Origin of the sequence: Terribacillus saccharophilus (genome assembly GCF_046592895.1) — a bacterium.
Classification (GTDB): domain Bacteria; phylum Bacillota; class Bacilli; order Bacillales; family Amphibacillaceae; genus Terribacillus; species Terribacillus saccharophilus_D.
In genome coordinates this window covers 433,469-451,771 of sequence record NZ_JAWVPU010000002.1, presented here as the reverse complement: position 1 = coordinate 451,771, position 18,303 = coordinate 433,469, and the positions used below count along the sequence as shown (strand labels likewise).

17 protein-coding genes are annotated in these 18,303 nt (G+C 46.7%); 2 read left to right on the top strand and 15 right to left on the bottom strand.

Annotation, left to right across the window (positions count from 1 at the left end; all coding sequences use genetic code 11):
• Positions 1-6: 6 nt before the first annotated feature.
• Entirely contained in the window at positions 7-1,239 is a 1,233-nt protein-coding gene (locus SFC66_RS08065; RefSeq protein WP_411218187.1) for a DNA polymerase IV, read from the bottom strand.
• Positions 1,240-1,320: 81 nt separating this feature from the next.
• Positions 1,321-2,448: a M20/M25/M40 family metallo-hydrolase gene (locus SFC66_RS08060; RefSeq protein WP_411218186.1), complete on the bottom strand. Its 1,128-nt coding sequence runs from the start codon at positions 2,446-2,448 to the stop codon at positions 1,321-1,323.
• A 3-nt stretch (positions 2,449-2,451) separates the two neighbouring features.
• Here SFC66_RS08060 and prli42 point away from each other — a divergent pair, with 3 nt between their 5' ends.
• Positions 2,452-2,667 (top strand): stressosome-associated protein Prli42, encoded by a 216-nt coding sequence (gene prli42, locus SFC66_RS08055; protein WP_411218185.1) that lies wholly within the window; start codon positions 2,452-2,454, stop codon positions 2,665-2,667.
• Here prli42 and SFC66_RS08050 read toward each other — a convergent pair.
• From SFC66_RS08050 to SFC66_RS07995, 12 genes are all read right to left on the bottom strand, one after another.
• Positions 2,642-3,181 carry a L,D-transpeptidase gene (locus SFC66_RS08050; protein ID WP_411218184.1) on the bottom strand — a complete coding sequence of 180 codons (540 nt, stop codon included), beginning with the start codon at positions 3,179-3,181 and terminating at the stop codon, positions 2,642-2,644. The two genes, prli42 and SFC66_RS08050, sit on opposite strands and share 26 nt — an antisense overlap.
• A gap of 32 nt (positions 3,182-3,213) precedes the next feature.
• The gene (locus SFC66_RS08045) at positions 3,214-4,197 is read right to left on the bottom strand and encodes an aromatic acid exporter family protein (RefSeq protein ID WP_411218183.1); all 984 of its coding nucleotides are present in this window, start codon (positions 4,195-4,197) and stop codon (positions 3,214-3,216) included.
• A 71-nt stretch (positions 4,198-4,268) separates the two neighbouring features.
• A complete protein-coding gene (locus SFC66_RS08040; RefSeq protein ID WP_411218182.1) occupies positions 4,269-4,703 on the bottom strand; it encodes a BrxA/BrxB family bacilliredoxin in 435 nt (144 codons plus the stop codon).
• Positions 4,704-4,773: 70 nt separating this feature from the next.
• Positions 4,774-6,033, bottom strand: a complete 1,260-nt coding sequence (locus tag SFC66_RS08035; RefSeq protein WP_411218181.1) for a dihydrolipoamide acetyltransferase family protein — start codon at positions 6,031-6,033, stop codon at positions 4,774-4,776.
• Between the two features lie 13 nt (positions 6,034-6,046).
• Entirely contained in the window at positions 6,047-7,030 is a 984-nt protein-coding gene (locus tag SFC66_RS08030) for an alpha-ketoacid dehydrogenase subunit beta (protein ID WP_411218180.1), read from the bottom strand.
• A gap of 12 nt (positions 7,031-7,042) precedes the next feature.
• Positions 7,043-8,068 carry a thiamine pyrophosphate-dependent dehydrogenase E1 component subunit alpha gene (locus SFC66_RS08025; protein WP_411218179.1) on the bottom strand — a complete coding sequence of 342 codons (1,026 nt, stop codon included), beginning with the start codon at positions 8,066-8,068 and terminating at the stop codon, positions 7,043-7,045.
• Positions 8,061-9,482: a dihydrolipoyl dehydrogenase gene (gene lpdA, locus SFC66_RS08020; protein ID WP_411218178.1), complete on the bottom strand. Its 1,422-nt coding sequence runs from the start codon at positions 9,480-9,482 to the stop codon at positions 8,061-8,063. Before lpdA ends, SFC66_RS08025 begins: the two co-directional genes overlap by 8 nt.
• 12 nt (positions 9,483-9,494) lie before the next feature.
• Positions 9,495-10,577, bottom strand: coding sequence for a butyrate kinase (gene buk, locus SFC66_RS08015; RefSeq protein ID WP_411218177.1), 1,083 nt, complete (start codon positions 10,575-10,577; stop codon positions 9,495-9,497).
• Positions 10,578-10,596: 19 nt separating this feature from the next.
• The gene (locus tag SFC66_RS08010; RefSeq protein ID WP_411218176.1) at positions 10,597-11,691 is read right to left on the bottom strand and encodes a Glu/Leu/Phe/Val family dehydrogenase; all 1,095 of its coding nucleotides are present in this window, start codon (positions 11,689-11,691) and stop codon (positions 10,597-10,599) included.
• A gap of 12 nt (positions 11,692-11,703) precedes the next feature.
• Positions 11,704-12,609 carry a phosphate acyltransferase gene (locus SFC66_RS08005; RefSeq protein ID WP_411218175.1) on the bottom strand — a complete coding sequence of 302 codons (906 nt, stop codon included), beginning with the start codon at positions 12,607-12,609 and terminating at the stop codon, positions 11,704-11,706.
• Between the two features lie 15 nt (positions 12,610-12,624).
• Positions 12,625-14,634 carry a sigma 54-interacting transcriptional regulator gene (locus SFC66_RS08000; protein WP_411218174.1) on the bottom strand — a complete coding sequence of 670 codons (2,010 nt, stop codon included), beginning with the start codon at positions 14,632-14,634 and terminating at the stop codon, positions 12,625-12,627.
• A 515-nt stretch (positions 14,635-15,149) separates the two neighbouring features.
• Positions 15,150-16,499: an aspartate kinase gene (locus SFC66_RS07995; protein WP_411218173.1), complete on the bottom strand. Its 1,350-nt coding sequence runs from the start codon at positions 16,497-16,499 to the stop codon at positions 15,150-15,152.
• Between the two features lie 330 nt (positions 16,500-16,829).
• On the opposite strand from SFC66_RS07995, the gene SFC66_RS07990 reads away from it, so the two are divergent.
• Positions 16,830-17,099 carry a hypothetical protein gene (locus tag SFC66_RS07990; RefSeq protein ID WP_411218172.1) on the top strand — a complete coding sequence of 90 codons (270 nt, stop codon included), beginning with the start codon at positions 16,830-16,832 and terminating at the stop codon, positions 17,097-17,099.
• Between the two features lie 138 nt (positions 17,100-17,237).
• Here SFC66_RS07990 and rhaS read toward each other — a convergent pair whose 3' ends face one another.
• Positions 17,238-18,278, bottom strand: coding sequence for a rhamnose ABC transporter substrate-binding protein (rhaS, locus tag SFC66_RS07985; protein WP_411218171.1), 1,041 nt, complete (start codon positions 18,276-18,278; stop codon positions 17,238-17,240).
• Positions 18,279-18,303: the final 25 nt, after the last annotated feature.

Below are 18,303 nucleotides of genomic sequence, written 5' to 3'. Positions count from 1 at the left end.
TCGCTGCTATTTTTTATAATCATCCAGAAAATCTTTTTGAAAACTCGTCCTGACATGGTCGGAACCTGCAGAATGTAAACTGCGGAAAGGATTCTTCCCGAATTTATCCGTCAGCTGGTCGATTGCTTTATACAAGCCTTCTTTTGACGCTTCTTTTTCGTAAGTGAACAAATCAAGCTGCTTGCCGACTTCTTTTTTCTCGGCGACATCGAATACACTGACACCCAATAGCCGGATCGGCTCTCCATTCCAGTGGGTATGAAGCAATGACTGGGCGTGGGTGAATACTTCATCTGCCGTTTCCATGAAGTTCGTGAGCTTCTTGCTGCGTGTTATCGTTTTGCGGTCATGATAACGAATCATCAATTGTATGCCTTTGGCAATGGCTTCTTTCCTATGCATGCGTTTCTCCACGCTTTTGGATAATTCCCGAAGCAGCTGATCCAGTTCTTTATCATCTGTCGTGTCCTGCGGCAATGTCTGGGAACTACCGATACTTTTGAAACTGTTCACCGCTTCCGGATCAACCGGTCTGTCGTCTATTCCATTGGCACGATTGGAAAGCCTCTCTCCATTCACACCAAAGATCCGTTTCAATTGATACGGATCTTTATGTGCCAAATCACCGATCGTTTTAATACCAAGTGAACGCATCTTCTCTGCCGTCTTCGCCCCGACGCCGTACATTTCCTCTATCGGAAGCGGCCATAGCTTCTCTGGTATATCCCGCTTCCGCAAAATGGTGATTCCAAGCGGCTTTTTCATATCCGAAGCCATCTTGGCGAGGAATTTATTCGGTGCAACACCGATGCTGCATGGCAAATCCAGCTCTTTCAGAATACGATTCTGTATCATCTGGGCTATATCCATGGAAGAACCTAAATGGGCTTGATCTGTCACGTCCATATATCCTTCATCAATTGATACAGGCTGGATGATTGGTGTTATATCATTAAGGATCTTGAACATCTCACTGGATGCTTTCCGGTACCGATCGAAATTCGGGCGCAGCACAAGCAATTCCGGACACAAGCGCCTAGCTTCCCATAATGTCATCGTCGTCCGGACGCCCTTCTTCCTCGCTTCATAGCTGCTCGTGACGACGATACCTTTGCGTTCTGCCGGATTGCCGCATATGGCCAGCGGTTTCCCACGTAGCGATGGATCAAATGCCATCTCGACCGAAGCATAAAAACTATTCATATCCACGTGGAAAATCGCTCTGCCTTTTGATTGCATGCTGTCCCTCCTCTCGATGCGAACTGTCGTTCTTATTATAACATGCTTGCAATAAAAATAGGAGGCTCACGCCTCCTATCATCAGCTGTTTGCGACCTCATGAATGATAGCTGCAACCATTTCCGCTGTTTTAACCAATTCCCCAACCGGGATTCGTTCATTTGTCGTGTGAATTTCTTCATAGCCGACAGACAAATTGACAGTCGGAATTCCGAATCCGGCAATAACATTCGCATCACTGCCTCCGCCGCTTCTTGTCAGTTTGCTGTCGCGTCCGATTGCTTTCGCTGCTGTCCGTGCAATTTCCACGACGCGGTCGCCAGCTTGCTGTTTATAGCCTGGATACTCCACTTTGATTTCCACTTCGGCATGAGCGCCCATGCTTTCGGCCGTTTGCTCAAACGCACGCTTCATCTTTTGCACTTGCGCTTCCATTTTGCTTGCTTGAAGTGATCGTGCTTCTGCCAAGATCTCCACATAATCACAGACAATATTTGTCTGTTTGCCGCCGGCAAATCTGCCGATATTGGCAGTGGTCTCTTCATCGATTCGGCCAAGCGGCATTTTGGAAATCGCTTTGGCTGCTACCGTGATAGCCGAAATTCCTTTTTCAGGTGCTACACCAGCATGAGCTGTTTTGCCGAAAACTTTTGCGATTACGCTTGCACGTGTCGGCGCTGCCACAACGATGTCGCCAACCGGGCCGTCACTATCGATTGCATAACCGAATTTGGCTGATAACAAGGAAGGATCGAGTGCTCGGCTGCCGACAAGTCCGGCTTCCTCACCTGCAGTGATCACGAACTGCACTGTGCCATGCGCTAATTCCTGCTCGTTATACACTTTGATTGTTTCAAAAATCGCAGCCAATCCCGCTTTATCATCAGCACCTAGAATCGTTGTCCCATCACTTGTGATATAGCCATCCTTGATTTGCGGTTTGATTCCCTGTCCTGGAACGACCGTATCCATGTGAGATGTGAAATAAATCGTTTCAGCCGCTTCCACATTGCCTTTCCATGTACAAACCAAGTTGTTTGCTCCGTGGCCTGTTTTAGTCATTGAATCATCTTCCTGCACCTGTACACCGAGGGCAGTGAATTTTCTTTTCAAAACTTCGGCAATCTCTTTTTCATTACCAGTTTCCGAATCAACTTGAACCAATTCGAAAAACTCATCGACTAAACGTTTTTCATTTATATTGATCATTTTATGTACTCCTTTTTATCTGGTGGTTTCTCCTTGTCCCCTTACCTGCTTACCTGTACAATGAACATAAAACAAGTAAGGGGAGGCACCTCAACATTGGCTAAACAAAACAAAAAAAGATCCAAACAAAGCGTCGCGATGAAATTCATGGTATATCTGATGATATTCACCATGCTCATTTCGACATTCGCCATCACTCTGAGCTATTTTGTCTTCTAGGAGACAAGATGGCTCCATCTTCTCTTCCCACTTCCTCAAAAGACTTCCAGCCAGTCATGATCCGCACCTTCGTTCCGACTGGAACCTGTTCGTACAGCTCCTCCACATCACTGTTGCGCATCCGGATACATCCTGCTGAAACGCGTGTCCCGATCGATTCCGGTCTGTTCGTTCCATGTATACCATATGTGCGTCCTTGTGTATCATCGGCATTGAAGCCGATCCACCTGCTTCCCAGCGGATTATCCTTGTCGCCCCCTGCGATCCCTTTACGGGAGTAACCAGGGTATTCCGTCTTGAACAGCGTCAGGAATAGCCCTTCGGGTGTCGATTCAGGCTTTTTACCCGTTGCTACCGGATAGACTTTGATGACTTCGCCTTCGTCCAGGTAAGCAAGCTGGTTCGTTGTTTTATTCACGATGATGAGCGGCCTGCCCGGCATCGGGTTCTCGCCGAACGGCCACAAAGGAGATAAGATGGACAAACAGGTGAACGCTAAGATCAATGAACGCATAAGAACATCCCCTTATTCGGTTGGTGATGTTCTTAGTGTTGCTCCTTCTGTCTATTTCTATGTTTTAAATCACTAGCTTTGAACGATTGTTTCAGCTCCAGGTAGTTTTCCATTTCATACAATAACTGCAGCAAATGCGCCCGTGTCTCGAATTCTTCCCTTGTTTTCGGAAGCGGATCTTCATCGAAGGACTGCCGCAAGCCCTCCAATTCCTCCAGAAACAAAACGGCAGTATTTCCTGGGTGGACAGAATCTGCAAGACCGGCAAAAAAATGTGCCAGCTTTTCGCATTGTGAATAAGAGGTCTCCGGGAGCCTGCTCACCAAAGGAAGGATGCGTTTCAGGATGCTGAATTGTTTCGTCCGCATCTCGAAATAGTCATAATACGGATGCTCGGATCGAAGTACATGATTTTCCACGTCCCTGCCGACAAGCTGATTCGCTTCTTTCAGGATTTTTTCTGTCTCGGTTATTTCTTCCCCTGACCAGGACTGATCGCCTTTGCGGAGATACAAAGCAATCTCATTCAAAATCTTGGTGAAATTACGTTCCAGTATGATTTGCTTTTTACGGATGGTCGCTTCCAGACTCGGCATATATAAGTTCACGATGAGCGCCACACCGATTCCGACCGTGATGAGGATCATTTCATTGATGATCAAATCAAGCGAAATACCATGGGAATTATATAGATGCAAAATGATGACTGCACTTGATACGATTCCTGGTGAAACACGCAGCATGACGGTGAGCGGAATGAAAATGAGCAACAGGATGCCGATGCTGATCGGGTGGAATCCGATTGTTTCGAATATCACGAAAGACAGCATGATTGCCAACATACAAGCCGCTACCCGATGCCAAGCAGCCAGAAAACTTTTCTTTCGGGTCACTTGCGTGCATAAAATCGTCAGGATACCTGCTGAAACACTGTTTTCCAGCTGCAGCAGCTCCGCTATCCAAATTGCCAGCGGTGTTCCTACAGCGGTCTTTATCGTTCGATAACCTATTTTCACAGTGGGGCTCCTTGTCAAATGTGATCAAAATCAGAATAGCCCCTCATCCAGGAGGATGGGGACTTATTCCGTCAAACTTCTTTGCAATGTTCATCGAATAGACTTTGCAATCTATTGACTACTTCCATCGGCTCATGGCCCTCGATGTCATGACGTTCGATCATCGTGACGATTTCGCCATCCTTCAAGAACGCGAAAGATGGAGAACTTGGCGGGAACCCAGTGAAGTATTGTCTTGCTCTTTCCGTCGCTTCTTTATCCTGACCGGCGAACACCGTCACAAGCTGATCAGGACGCTTGTCGTAATGCAGGCTGTGTGCAGCCGCCGGGCGGGCGATGCCGCCGGCACATCCGCATACGCTGTTGATCATCACAAGCGTCGTTCCGGAGTTCTTCAGCGTGGAATCCACTTCCTCCGGTGTTGTTAGTTCTGTATATCCTGCATCGGTAAGATCTTTCCTAGCAGTCGTTACGATATCATTCATATACATTCTGAAATCTGCCATCGGTATTCCTCCTTTTACACTAGTTCAAGTGTATCAGCAATTTCAGTCTCTTTCAATTTCTATGTCCTTCTCAGTAAATCGGCATCGTCGATTCGGATACGTTTTCCAGAATCTCTTTCACCCTGGCCATGAACTGTCCACAGATCAACCCATCCAGCACACGATGATCGAGACTGAGACATAGATTCACCATATCGCGGGCCGCAAACATATCATTTATGATGACTGGTCGTTTCACGATTGATTCCACCTGTAAAATCGCTGCTTGCGGATAGTTGATGATGCCCATGCTTTGTACGGAACCGAAGGAGCCAGTGTTGTTCACCGTAAATGTTCCGCCTTGCATGTCAGCCGCTGTCAATTTGCCTGTGCGAGCTTTCTTGGCGAGATTCGTAATTTGTTTAGCGATACCTTTGACGCTCAAGTCATCTGCAGATTGGATGACAGGGACAAATAATTCCTGTTCTTTAGCCACTGCGATGGAGATATTGACTTCGTCGTGCTGGATGATCTTGTCTCCAGCCCACGAGCTGTTCAGCTGCGGGAACTCTTTCAGAGCTTGTGCGATAGCTTTCACGAAGAAACTGAAGAACGTCAATGAGTAGCCTTCTTTTTCTTTGAAGGCATCCTTCACTTTATTACGGTAAGCAACCAAGTCCGTGACATCGACTTCGACCATCATCCATGCATGCGGGATTTCCGTTGCTGCTTTGACCATATTATTAGCGATGGCTTTTCTGACACCTGTAACCGGTATGGATTTACCGGAAGCAACAGTTTGTGCTGCTTGTTCAGGTGCTGCAGTTTGTTCATGTACAGGAGTTGGCGCCAGCTTCTGTTCAGCAGCTGTTTGCTGCTCTTGTTTTTGCGGCTTTTCACCAGACGCGATGATTGCTTCGACATCCTTGCGCGTGATCCGTCCGCCTTTTCCGCTGCCTGTGATTGCAGAAAGGTCCAAATCATTTTCTTGCGCAAGACGCATCACTGCAGGAGAATAACGTGCTTTCATCGCTGTATCCGCTGCCGTATTGCTTGGTGCTGCTTCTTGAACAGGAGCAGTTTCAGCTGCTGGTTTTTGCTCTCCTGCTTCTTCTGTTTCGATGGTACAAATCAGTGTCCCGACTTCAACTGCATCTCCCTCTGCTGCAACCAACTCTTTGATCACACCAGTGAAACTGCTTGGAATTTCGGCATTGACTTTGTCTGTCATCACTTCTGCGATGGCATCATATTTGCTGACTTTGTCACCTGGCTTGACGAGCCAAGTGCTGATGGTACCTTCTGTTACACTTTCGCCGAGTTTCGGCATTGTTATTTTCTCTATCGTCATCATTACACCTCGTTTAGAATTCCGCTAATTCTCGCATGGCTGCTTCCACTTTGGCTGGATTGACCATGAAGTATTTCTCTGTACTAGGCGCATAAGGCATCGCTGGCACATCAGGTGCAGCCAATCGCTGAATCGGCGCATCCAAGTCAAAGAGGCAGTTCTCCCCGATGATGGCTGCGACTTCTCCGATGATCGAGCCTTCTTTATTGTCTTCTGTGACAAGCAGGACCTTGCCTGTTTTTGATGCAGCCTCGATGATTGCTTCTTTATCGAGCGGATAAATGGTACGCAGATCTAGGATATGTGCTTCGATTCCTTCTGCAGCTAGTTTTTCAGCCGCCTGTAATGCGAAGTGCACGCATAATCCATACGTAATAACAGTTATATCGGAACCCTCACGTTTTACGTCTGCTTTACCGATCGGCAGCGTATACGGTTCAGCCGGCACTTCACCTTTGATTAGGCGGTAAGCGCGTTTATGTTCAAAGAACAAGACTGGATCCGGATCTTGGATAGCTGCTTTCAATAAACCTTTGGCATCGTATGGTGTCGAAGGCATGACAATTTTCAAACCAGGCTGATTGGCGAAAACGGCCTCGACGGATTGGGAATGGTACAAAGCACCATGCACACCGCCGCCATAAGGCGCACGAATCGTAACTGGGCATGTCCAGTCATTATTGGAACGATAACGGATCTTCGCTGCTTCCGAAATGATTTGGTTGACCGCCGGCATGATGAAATCAGCGAACTGCATTTCAGCAATTGGCTTCAGCCCATACATAGCAGCGCCTACTGCAACACCGGCTATCGCTGATTCCGCAAGCGGTGTATCCAGTGCACGATCTCCGCCGAATGTATCATACAATCCATCGGTAGCTCGGAATACCCCGCCTTTTTTACCGACGTCTTCTCCTAATACGAAAACTTTTTCATCTGCTTCCATTTCTTCACGCATCGCTTGCGTGACGGCCTGGATATAGGACATTACTGGCATTGTTTCTCCTCCTTAATCGGCATACACATGAAGCAGTGCGGATTCCGGTTCCGGATCTTCAGCATGCTCAGCATAGTCTGTTGCTTCATTTACGATTTGCTTGATTTCTTCTTCCATCTGGTTTTCCAATTCTTCCGTCAAAACGCCGGTTTCACGCAAATAGGCACCAAATGTCATTACTCCATCTTTTTTACGCTGTTCTTCGACTTCTTGCTTTTCGCGATATGTCATATCATCATCATCACTGGAATGTGGTGTCAGACGGTAGCTGACTGTTTCGATAAGCGTTGGACCTGCCCCGTTCAATGCTCGTTCGCGTGCTTCTTTCACCGTCTGATAAACAGCCAAAGGATCGTTGCCGTCAATCGTGAATCCAGGCATACCATACCCTTGCGCCCGGTCAGACACATTCACACAGCCAAGCTGTTTTTCCTGTGGTACACTGATAGCGTATTTATTGTTTTGCACCATTGTGATCACTGGTAATTTATGAACACCTGCAAAGTTCAACCCTTCGTGGAAATCCCCTTGGTTCGAGGAACCTTCGCCGAGTGTCACAAAGCTGACCAGCTGTTTTTTCTCCATTTTCGCAGCTAACGCAAACCCTACAGCATGCGGTACCTGTGTCGTTACCGGAGAGGAACCTGTGACGATACGGGAAGATTTTTTTCCGAAATGACCTGGCATCTGCCGTCCACCGGAGTTCGGATCTTCCGCTTTAGCAAATGCAGATAGCATCAAATCCTTCGCCGTCATACCAAATGGCATGACCAGTCCTAAATCACGATAATAAGGTAAAAGATAATCGATCGTTGTATCCAGCGCCATTGCAGCACCAACCTGTGCCGCTTCCTGTCCTTGACAAGAGACAACGAACGGTATTTTACCAGCTCTGTTCAATAGCCACATCCGCTCATCCACTCTTCTTGCCAGGAGCATCCACCTATACATTTCCAATACTTTTTCGTCTGATAATCCAAGAGAAGCATGTCTCGTTTCTGACATCGCCGCTCCCCCTTTCTTCAATTTCTCAGCCATGAATTTGTTCTCCATCGACCGCAAGCGCCGCTTCCCCGATGATTTCCGAAAGCGTCGGATGCGGATGGATCGTCTGGCCTATTTCCCAAGGTGTTGCATCAAGCAGCTTGGCAAGCGCTGCCTCTGAAATCATATCCGTGACATGCGGGCCGATCATATGAACGCCAAGCAAGTCATTCGTCTTGTCATCGGCGATGATCTTCACAAAGCCTTCTGTTTCGCCATACACCAATGCTTTCCCAATTGCCTGGAAGCTCATTTTACCGGTTTTGACAGAATAACCTTCGGCTTTCGCTTGGGCTTCCGTCAGTCCCACGCTCGCCGTTTCCGGATAGCTGTACACGCAAGCAGGCACCATATTGTAATCCAAAGCACTTGGCTGCACATCTGCAATATGTTCGACTGCGACAATGCCTTCCCTAGACGCAACATGAGCCAGTTGCATGCCCCCGATGCAATCACCGATAGCATAAATATGGGATTCATTTGTTTGGTAAAAAGCATTCGTCTGGATGAAACCTTGCTCCGAAAGCTGGATATCGGTATTCTTCAATCCGATATCCCCTACATTTGCTTTGCGTCCCACCGAAACAAGTATCCTATCAGAAACAAAAACTTGTTCTTCATCGTTCATTTTTGCTTTGATCGTTACTTGGCTATCATCTGCTTCGGCGCTTTCCACTTTTACATTCGTATGAATGGTGATGCCCCGCTTTTTGAGCTGTTTGAGCATTTCTTTGCTGATATGTTCATCCTCTGTCGGCAGGATGCGATCTTGATATTCCAGTACGGTGACCTTGGTACCGAGATCGTGTAGCATCGATGCCCATTCGATCCCGATGACCCCTCCGCCGATGATCGTGATTGTTTCAGGCAGCTCCTGCAATGCCAAAGCACCTTCTGAACTGAGAATCCTGTCTTCATCAAAAGCAATGCCCGGTAAGGATCGCGGTGAAGAGCCGGTAGCGACGATCACATTCTTCGGCAGCAGGATCTCGTTTTCCCTGTCGTCGGCAAATTCCACTGAAATGGTTCCAGCCGTCGGAGAAAAGATGGATGGTCCAAGTATCCTTCCGTATCCTTGGAAAACTTCAATCTTTCCTTTTTTCATCAAATGCTGCACCCCGCGATGCAACTGATCGATGATGGCTTCTTTTCTTTTTTGTACGCCTGTGAAGTCCAGACGTACATCTGATGTATGTATTCCGAAAGCTGCCGCTTCTTTTGTTTGACGGTAAACTTCAGCAGAACGGAGCAATGCCTTGGATGGGATGCATCCTCTATGCAGACAAGTCCCGCCAAGCTCTGCTTTTTCCACGATTGCCGTCTTCAAACCTAATTGGGAAGCACGGATGGCGGCAACGTAACCGCCCGTACCGCCTCCTAAGATGACAATGTCATATTCTCTTACCATTGTTTCTGCCTCCTATACAACATAAACTTTTGCAGTTTCTTCTTTTCGCATGACACGAAGCGCACCTTCTGTCAGGGCACGAAGCTCATTTTCACCTGGATATACAAGCACGTCGGCAATCCAGCTCACCCGACCCTCCAGCATACTGATGAACAAATCATCATGTGCCAGACCGCCAGTCACTGCAATCGCATCTACATCCCCGGAAAGCACGGCACCCATTGCGCCGACTTCCTTCGCTGTCTGATAGACCATGCCTTCAAAGATATGCCTTGCTTCCTGGTCACCCTTCTTGATCCTATCCGCTACAAGCCTGCCGTCATTTGTTCCTAAATACCCAGAAAACCCGCCCTTAGTCGTGAGCATCTTCATCAGCTGATCCTTTGTATACTTCCCACTCACAGCGAGCTCGATCAAATCCCCTGCCGGAACTGTCCCTGCTCGTTCCGGCGTATAAGGACCTTCTCCGCTCAAGCCATTGTTCACATCGATCACGCGTCCGCGATGATGGGCACCGACTGTGATGCCGCCTCCTAGGTGAATGACGATGATATTCGCGTCCTCATAGTTTTTATCCTTGGCAGCAGCAGCTTTGCGCGCGATAGCTTTATGGTTGAGGGCATGGAATATACTCTTACGCTCCACACCAGGCAAGCCGGAGAGCCGCGCCAGCGGATCGAGTTCGTCCACGACGACCGGGTCAGTGATGAAAGCGGGGATATGCAGGCTGCTCGCAATTTCGTACGCAATGATTCCGCCAAGGTTGGAGGCATGTTCGCCATTATAACCAGCTTTAAGGTCAGCGAGCATCGCTTCGTTCACGCGGTATGTACCGCCCTCGAGCGGACGGAGCAATCCGCCGCGTGCACAGACGGCAGTCAGCTTGGATACGCTTATACCTTCGAAATCCAAGGCATCCAGGATGATTTGTTTCCGGAACTGATATTGATCCATTACTCTCTCATATCCGCCGATATCTTCTAGATCGTGGCGGATCACCCGTTCAAAAATGTTATGCTCGTCATCAAACACACCGATTTTCGTTGAAGTAGAACCTGGATTGATCGCTAAAATACGATTTTCTGCTGTATGCACGCGGTTTCCCCCTCGTAATTTATCTTCTGCTTAAAGTGTGATGGCCGTTACGCAGGAATTGGCTTCTTGATCTGCGCATCGTTTCGATTCTTTCTTCTGCCATTCTATCTGCAGCGATGCTTGTCGGAATCTCATCGCGTTTGGCGATTTCAAAAACACGCTGCAAGCTGTCGTAGATAGTTTCCACTTTACGCAGTGCACGCTCCCTGTTGTATCCATGCAATTCATCTTCCACATTGATGACACCGCCGGAGTTGATCACATAATCAGGCGCATAAACGATGCCGCGGTCGAATAGGATCTGTCCATGATGCTCGTCTTTCAGCTGGTTATTGGCAGCTCCTGCCACTACTTTAGCTTTCAACACCTTCAATGTATCGTCATTGATGACAGCTCCGAGTGCACATGGAGCAAAAATGTCACATTCCACACCATAGATATCATCTGGGTCGACAGCCGTTGCACCGAATGCCTCGACCGCTTTTTGAACAGACTCTTTGTTTATGTCCGTCACGATCAATTTGGCACCTTCTGCATGCAAATGTTCACAAAGTGCGAAAGCAACATTTCCGATTCCTTGGACCGCAATCGTTTTGCCTTCCAAGCTGTCATCCCCGAATGCTTCCTTAGCAGATGCTTTGATTCCTTTATACACACCATAAGCTGTTACAGGAGATGGATTGCCTGATGAACCTGATTCAGCAGAAATACCTGTTACAAAATCTGTTTCTGTATGGATCAGCTCCATATCTTCCACCGTGGTACCAACATCTTCTGCTGTAATATAACGGCCATTCAAAGATTGTACGTAGCGGCCGAACGCGCGGAACATCGCTTCATTTTTGTCTTTTTTCGGATCACCGATGATGACTGTCTTTCCTCCACCCAGATTCAAGCCAGCAGCAGCATTTTTATATGTCATGCCTTTTGCCAGACGCAGTGCATCGACAATCGCCTCTTCTTCGGTTGCATATGTCCACATTCTCGTTCCGCCAAGGGCAGGACCGAGTGTTGTGTCATGGATAGCGATGATCGCTTTCAATCCTGATTCTTTATCCTGGCAAAGGACGAGCTGTTCGTAATCGTATTGTTCCAATGTTTCAAAGATTTTCATCTGAAGTTCCTCCTAGGCAAATGATGCCGCCGCTAATGCGAAGCATATTGCATAATATTTACTGTTACTGTCATCTGCGCGTGAAGTAAGAATGACAGGAGTATTCGTTCCGACGAGCAAGGATGCACTTACTGCACCTGCAGCGTAGGTGAAAGATTTATATAGCATATTTCCGCTCTCGATTTCCGGAACCAGCAGGATATCGCTATCTCCTGCAACGGAGGAATCGATTCTTTTGATGGTCGCAGCTTGGGCAGACAATGCGACATCCACAGCAAGCGGGCCATCGACCAAACAATTCTCGATCTGACCCCTCCGCTGCATGACCGAAAGCAGTGCCGCATCCGTCGTTGCAGCCATGGCCGGGTTCACTTTTTCGGTAGCCGCAAGTACAGCGACTTTAGGCTCGGCGTGAAGCATCTTCGTGTAAACCGATACAGCATTTTTCAGGATTTTTTTCTTAGCTTCCAGGGAAGGCGCAATATTGATACCGGCATCTGTCAGAAAAAGCAGCTTATGATAGGAAGGAATATCGAATATGGCAAGCTGTGACAAGATGGTGTCAGGCTTGATCAGCGATTTGTCTTTCAATATCTTACTTGCCAGCACATCGGTACTCACGATGCCTTTCATAAGTAAAGTTGCTTTGCCTGTCTTCCAGGCCTTTATTGCCATATCAGCTGCTTGCTCTGCCGATGAGGCATTGATGCACTCGACTTCGTCTCCAGAAAGGTCAGCTTCCTTCATTAACTCCTTTAACCGGTCACTATCACCATACAGCAGAAAAGATGCCAACTGCTGATCTGACGCTTTTTTCACTGCATTGATAATGGATGAATCATCTGCTGCTGCAATTGCAATCGTATTGCCTTGCTTTGCAGCAGCGATTTTCTCAAGAACGGTAAATTTATGCATCATACTCTTCCTTCCCCGTTATGAAAGATCTTGCATGCCACTTCCGTCAAAATTGTATTTATCCATTTTGTAGTACAAATTGCGAATCGACACGCCTAATTGATCTGCTGTCGCTTTTTTATTATAAGCATTGGCCTGCAGAGCGGATTCAATCAGTTTCTTCTCCAAAAGCTCCACTTGTTCCTGCAGCGTGCCTCCTGAAGCTTGCGGCTTTTGAGGAGAATGCTGTAGATGCTTTGGCTCCAAGCGAAGCTCCGATTTTTCCATCCGCATCATCGCTTCAGTCACAGCAATTTCCAATTCTTTCACATTATGCAGCCATTTCTTTTCTTTCAATACATCGATTGATGATTCAGAAACAGTTTGAACAGAAGATTGCAGCTGCTGATTTTGTTTGTGGACAATTGTGGATAACAATCCCCGGAAATCCTCTTTTCGTTCCGCCAGAGCCGGAATATATATCGTGATCCGTTTCAGCTTTTCGAAGAATGGTTCATAAAATCGTTTTTCGAAGACAGCACGCTCCAAGGGCTGACGAGCACTTACGATGATCCTCGTGTCCACTTGCTTCGATTTTCCAGAAGCGAGTTCCAGCGTGCCTGTTTCCATGAAATCCACGATTTTCTTTTGAATAGACAGCGGCATATGATCGACATCATCCAAAAACAGCGTCCCGCCATCACTTCTTTCAATCATTCCGATTGTGTTGCTGCTGCGCGTACCAAACAACTGCTTGTCCAATTTCGACTCATCTTCACTGGTGCAGTCCATTCTCAGAAATGGCCGGTGCCGTCGTTTGCTTTCATTATGTATGATGGCTGCAAACATCCCTTTTCCGACACCCGCATCCCCTCGCAAAAGACAGGGAGCATCTGCATTGAAGGCAAACTTCACTTGTTCGACTGTCACTTGCATACTCTCCGAATCCGCCACAACATCTTGTAAAGTATATTTATTCTCCAAGCTGCGGATGATCTTGCGAGCACGCTGCACTTCATCCTGCAGCTCATGCAGTTCCGATATGTCATGCAAAACCCCGACACTTCCGCGAAGCTTTCCATCTACGATGATCGGCGCTGCATTGACCATCATTTCCTTACCATGTTTCCCGACACGAATCCTCGCCCCTGTTGCTGGCCGGCGTGTCCGGAGAACCTGCATATGCAGACTCTCCCCTTCCATTATGTCGGTCACGGCCGGTTTGCCGACAATTTGTTCGGCTGTGTAACCAGTCAGGCGCGTGTATGCAGGATTGACAATCAGGCCGAAGCCATTTTCATCCACAACGCTGATTGCCTCCTGCGAGGAATCGATGATCGCCGCAAGCATCGATTTCACTTCCCTGACATCGGTAAGTTTCTCGGCTAATGCTACGATATCAACAGTCTTCTTCATTACCGCAAATGCACCCGTGACCGCTTCTTGATCATCTTCGATCGGGGCACTGGTGTAGACAATATCGCTGCCCGAAGGCAATCTGAGCTGTTCATCCACGAAGCGCTCTCTTTTTTGAATCGATTCCGCCAGTCTTGAACCCGGTAATATATCATTTATCGGTTTACCGAGCAGCCGATGTTTTTTGTGTCCAAGCAGCTTCTCCGCTGCTTCGTTCACATATAAGATGTCGCCCTGCCGATTGATGCACAGGACCCCCTCATGCAAGTACCCCAGCGCTTTACTGCGAAATTGCTGGTTATTATATGTAGAAGTTTTCTTTTTCTCTTCTTCAGATGCGAATGCAAGCATCAATTGTGCACTTTGTTCAGATATGATCTCTACCTTGCAGTTCGCTGGATTGAGATAATCCGCTAGTCTTTCTGATGTTTCCAGCACAAAATCGACCTGATCGAGCGATTTCGCCGTCACGTCTTTCCAAAGAGGGATATCCATCCGTTCTGCTTGGTATTTCACAATGGGACTAGGCTGCCTCACCAGCATCCCAGCTAATTGAAAGCCTGCTGTTTTCTGAAACAGTCTGATGAATCGAACTGCTTCCTCCCCGGCCCCGATGATAAGTACTTGTTTCATTTTGATCACATCCTGCAAAGTTTTGCACATATACAGCGTATAACACCCTGCAGAAATTAGCAATAATAAGATTTTTGGCATGCAAGGTTCGTTTTTGCTTCATCATACGAATGTAACTAGCATCTTACTGATTCATCCCAAATAAACGGGTAGCATTGTAGCAAAAAGACTGCACTTTGCGGACTTTGCAATCTTTTGCATTAACTTAAAGGAAAGTATGCAGCAGCAATAGACATCCAATATCGTTCCCTTGCCATGAAGAATAATCAACTGTTGAAGATTTCATTTATCCATGCAGGCACATTCATGAACTTATTTACATGATTACCAACACTGATAATTTCGAAACTAATTCTTGCAATTACAAACAATTGAATTATAAAAGAATTGATTGAAAGCGCTTCTAAAAGATTGATGTTTTAATTATGTCATACTCCCCATACCCTTATTGCATGCCGGCTTGTTTTGCGCCAAGAAAAAAATCCGGACAACGTTTCAGACGCTGTCCGGATATCTTATTCCTGGAAGAAAGCTTGATACAATGATTGTACTGCTTCGTCGATTTGATGGGCTTTTACACCGAACATCAAGGATACTTCAGAGGAACCCTGGTTGATCATTTCAATATTGACATTTGCATCGCTGAATGCCTTTGTCGCTGTGCTGGATACACCGATCGTTTCGATCATACCCTCTCCAACTATCATGATCATGGCCAAGTCGCGATCGATGGATACTTGATCTGCTTGGAGTTCTTCTTTCAGGCGGCGGATGACAACCGCTTCCTTGTCGGCTGGCAGCTGGCTTTCCCGAAGGATGACGCTCATATCATCGATACCGGAAGGTGCATGTTCGAAAGAAATATTTTCTTCTTCAAGGATTTGAAGCAGCTTGCGGCCGAAACCAAGCTCGCGGTTCATCAAATACTTGCTGATATAAATGCTCAAAAAGCCTGTATCACTTGCAATTCCAATCACTGGATTCCCGGATACTTCCCTTTCGGCGACGATCATCGTTCCAGGTGCCGAAGGGTTATTCGTGTTCTTGACACATACAGGTATCTTGGCTTGAAATGCAGGAATCAACGCTTCATCGTGGAAGACGGAAAAGCCTGCATATGACAGTTCACGCATTTCCCGGTATGTCAATGTATGGATTTCCTTCGGATTGTCGACGATATTCGGATTCACGCTGTATACACTATCCACATCCGTGAAGTTTTCATACAGTGACGCCTTTACACCCGCACTGACGATGGAACCGGTGATATCCGATCCCCCCCGAGGGAATGTTGCAAGCTTGCCTTCTTTCGTATAACCGAAGAAACCAGGAATGACCAGCACACCTTCACGTTCCCGCAAATTATGCAAAAGCGCGAAGCTCTCATCCAGGATACGCGCCCCACCTAATTCTTCCCTAACAAGCAGACCAGCTTCCTCAGGATTTACATAGGCAGCTTGTACACCCAATTTATTCAGATACGCACTGAATACTTTGGCAAGGGAGTCTTCTCCTGTCGCTTTCAAAGCATCCATTTTATTCACCGCAGCTATGGAATCATTCAGGATAGCATTCAACTGATCTGAAATCTGATCGATCAAATGATTATCCAGCTCCAATTCTTCCACGATGGACCGGAAACGTGCCAATACTTTCTCAACTTGTGTACTGACATCTTCTCCTTTATTATGCGCCTCTCCGATTGCAATCAGTAAATCCGTCACCTTGGTATCGGCTTTGTTCCGTTTACCCGGTGCCGACACGACGATGAATTTCCGCTCTTGATCAGCTTTCACGATTTGTGCTACTTTGCGGAGCTGCTCCGCGCTTGCTACTGAACTACCACCAAATTTTGCTACCTTCATGTGTCTCTCTCCATTACGCTTTTTCTTTACATAGGTAAAATAGTATCACAGAATTTCTAATGCTGGCTAGATGAAAGACATAATTTTGAGAAAAAAGTGACTTTGATTGTTTACATAATATTATTATGGTTAACTTAAGCCCTCATAATATAAAATGTTTCAAATAACACATTATACTATATGGACACTCACGGAATAGAAAACACTACAGTACCTGGATACGCAATCCAGATTCAGCAAGCAAACTGCTGCAGAGCAATGATCTTTGGTAAATAGCAAAGAGGGTGCAAAATATGAAAACGAGTAAAGACTTTCAAACAAAAGAAGCTTATGACTACGGAATTCATGTTCAAATATATTTGGACGGATAAATCCCTTGAAGAAATAGCTGACGATATGGCCTTGGATGAAGCGTACACTGCATTGCTGCCAGAAGCAATCGAGCTTTTCCGGCGCAATAACGCTAGTAAAGGAAACTATCTTAATGAGGATGCCCATCAACTTTATAATTTCTTATCTTATGCAAACGAAAAAAGAATTGAAGATCAAACACCGATTACTTTTAGTAAAAGGTATTTTCTTAAGTGGGATGCATATTAGATATCACTGGTTAAAGCTAATGCAGTATAGTGCTTCGAAATTCACCAGATTTTGCAGATAATTTGCAGCTTAAAGTTCAAGGTTCAAACCAATCATCGTCCCACAAAAAAACCGGGGGATGCCCCGGCTGATTGTTGGTCAATATACATCTTTCCATTCATCGATATTCTTCTCGTCAAATTTGAACGGATCGCCGAGCATGATTTGTGTACCTTCACCGTCTTCGACTACTTCTACTTCACCTAGGTCGCGAAGATCGACTTTCTCTCCTAATTCGCCTTTGATATTGCCTTCAGCTAGTTCGTAGGCTGCATAAGCCGCTCCTTTACCGACATCGATCGGGTTCCAAAGATACATCCATGGGCTGACGCCGCTTTCTATATAGGTCGCCATTTCACTTGGCAATCCGAGACCTGTCAGGGCCACTTCCCCTTCCAGGCCTTTATCCGTCAGCACTTTGCCAGCTGCGGCAATCCCGACAGTCGTAGGTGCGATGATCGCTTTTAAATCCGGATAAGATTTTAGCAGTGCTTCTGTCTCGGATACACTTTTATCGCGCAAGTCATCTCCGTAAGCTACTTTGACAAGTTCGATATCTTTATAATCTTCTTTCTCGAGTTCTTTCTTCATCCACTCGATCCACTCATTTTGGTTGGTAGCCTGGCTCGTTGCACTCAGGATTGCAATTTGGCCTTCACCGCCGATCATTTCCGATACAGCTTCAATCTGTACACGACCGATACGCTCTGGGTTTGCTTGGTTAACGTGGATGTCACGACTGGCAGCATTGACTGCCGAATCGACGGACAATACTTTGATTCCCTGATCTTTCGCTTTCTTCAAGGCGGGCTCCAATGCATCCGGATCATTACCTGCCACTGCGATGACATCGACTTTTTGGGTGATCAGCTGTTCGATGACCTGAATTTGGCCTTCTGCAGTCGGCTGATCAGGTGAGCGCAGAATGACTTCCCCGCCAAGTTCCTTGACTGCACTCTCAAAGCCTTCTTGCATCTTTTCTCCGTAAGGATTCCCGGTATTTTTAAAGACAAAAGCATATTTCTTCGGTCCATCATCCGACTGTCCTGCTGAACCGTCCGATTCCGGTGCTCCCTGACTGCAGGCAGCAAGCAGCAATACCAATAGCATCATACCAATCCATTTGCTCCACTTTTTCATCTCGGTCTCCCCTTTTTTATCTATT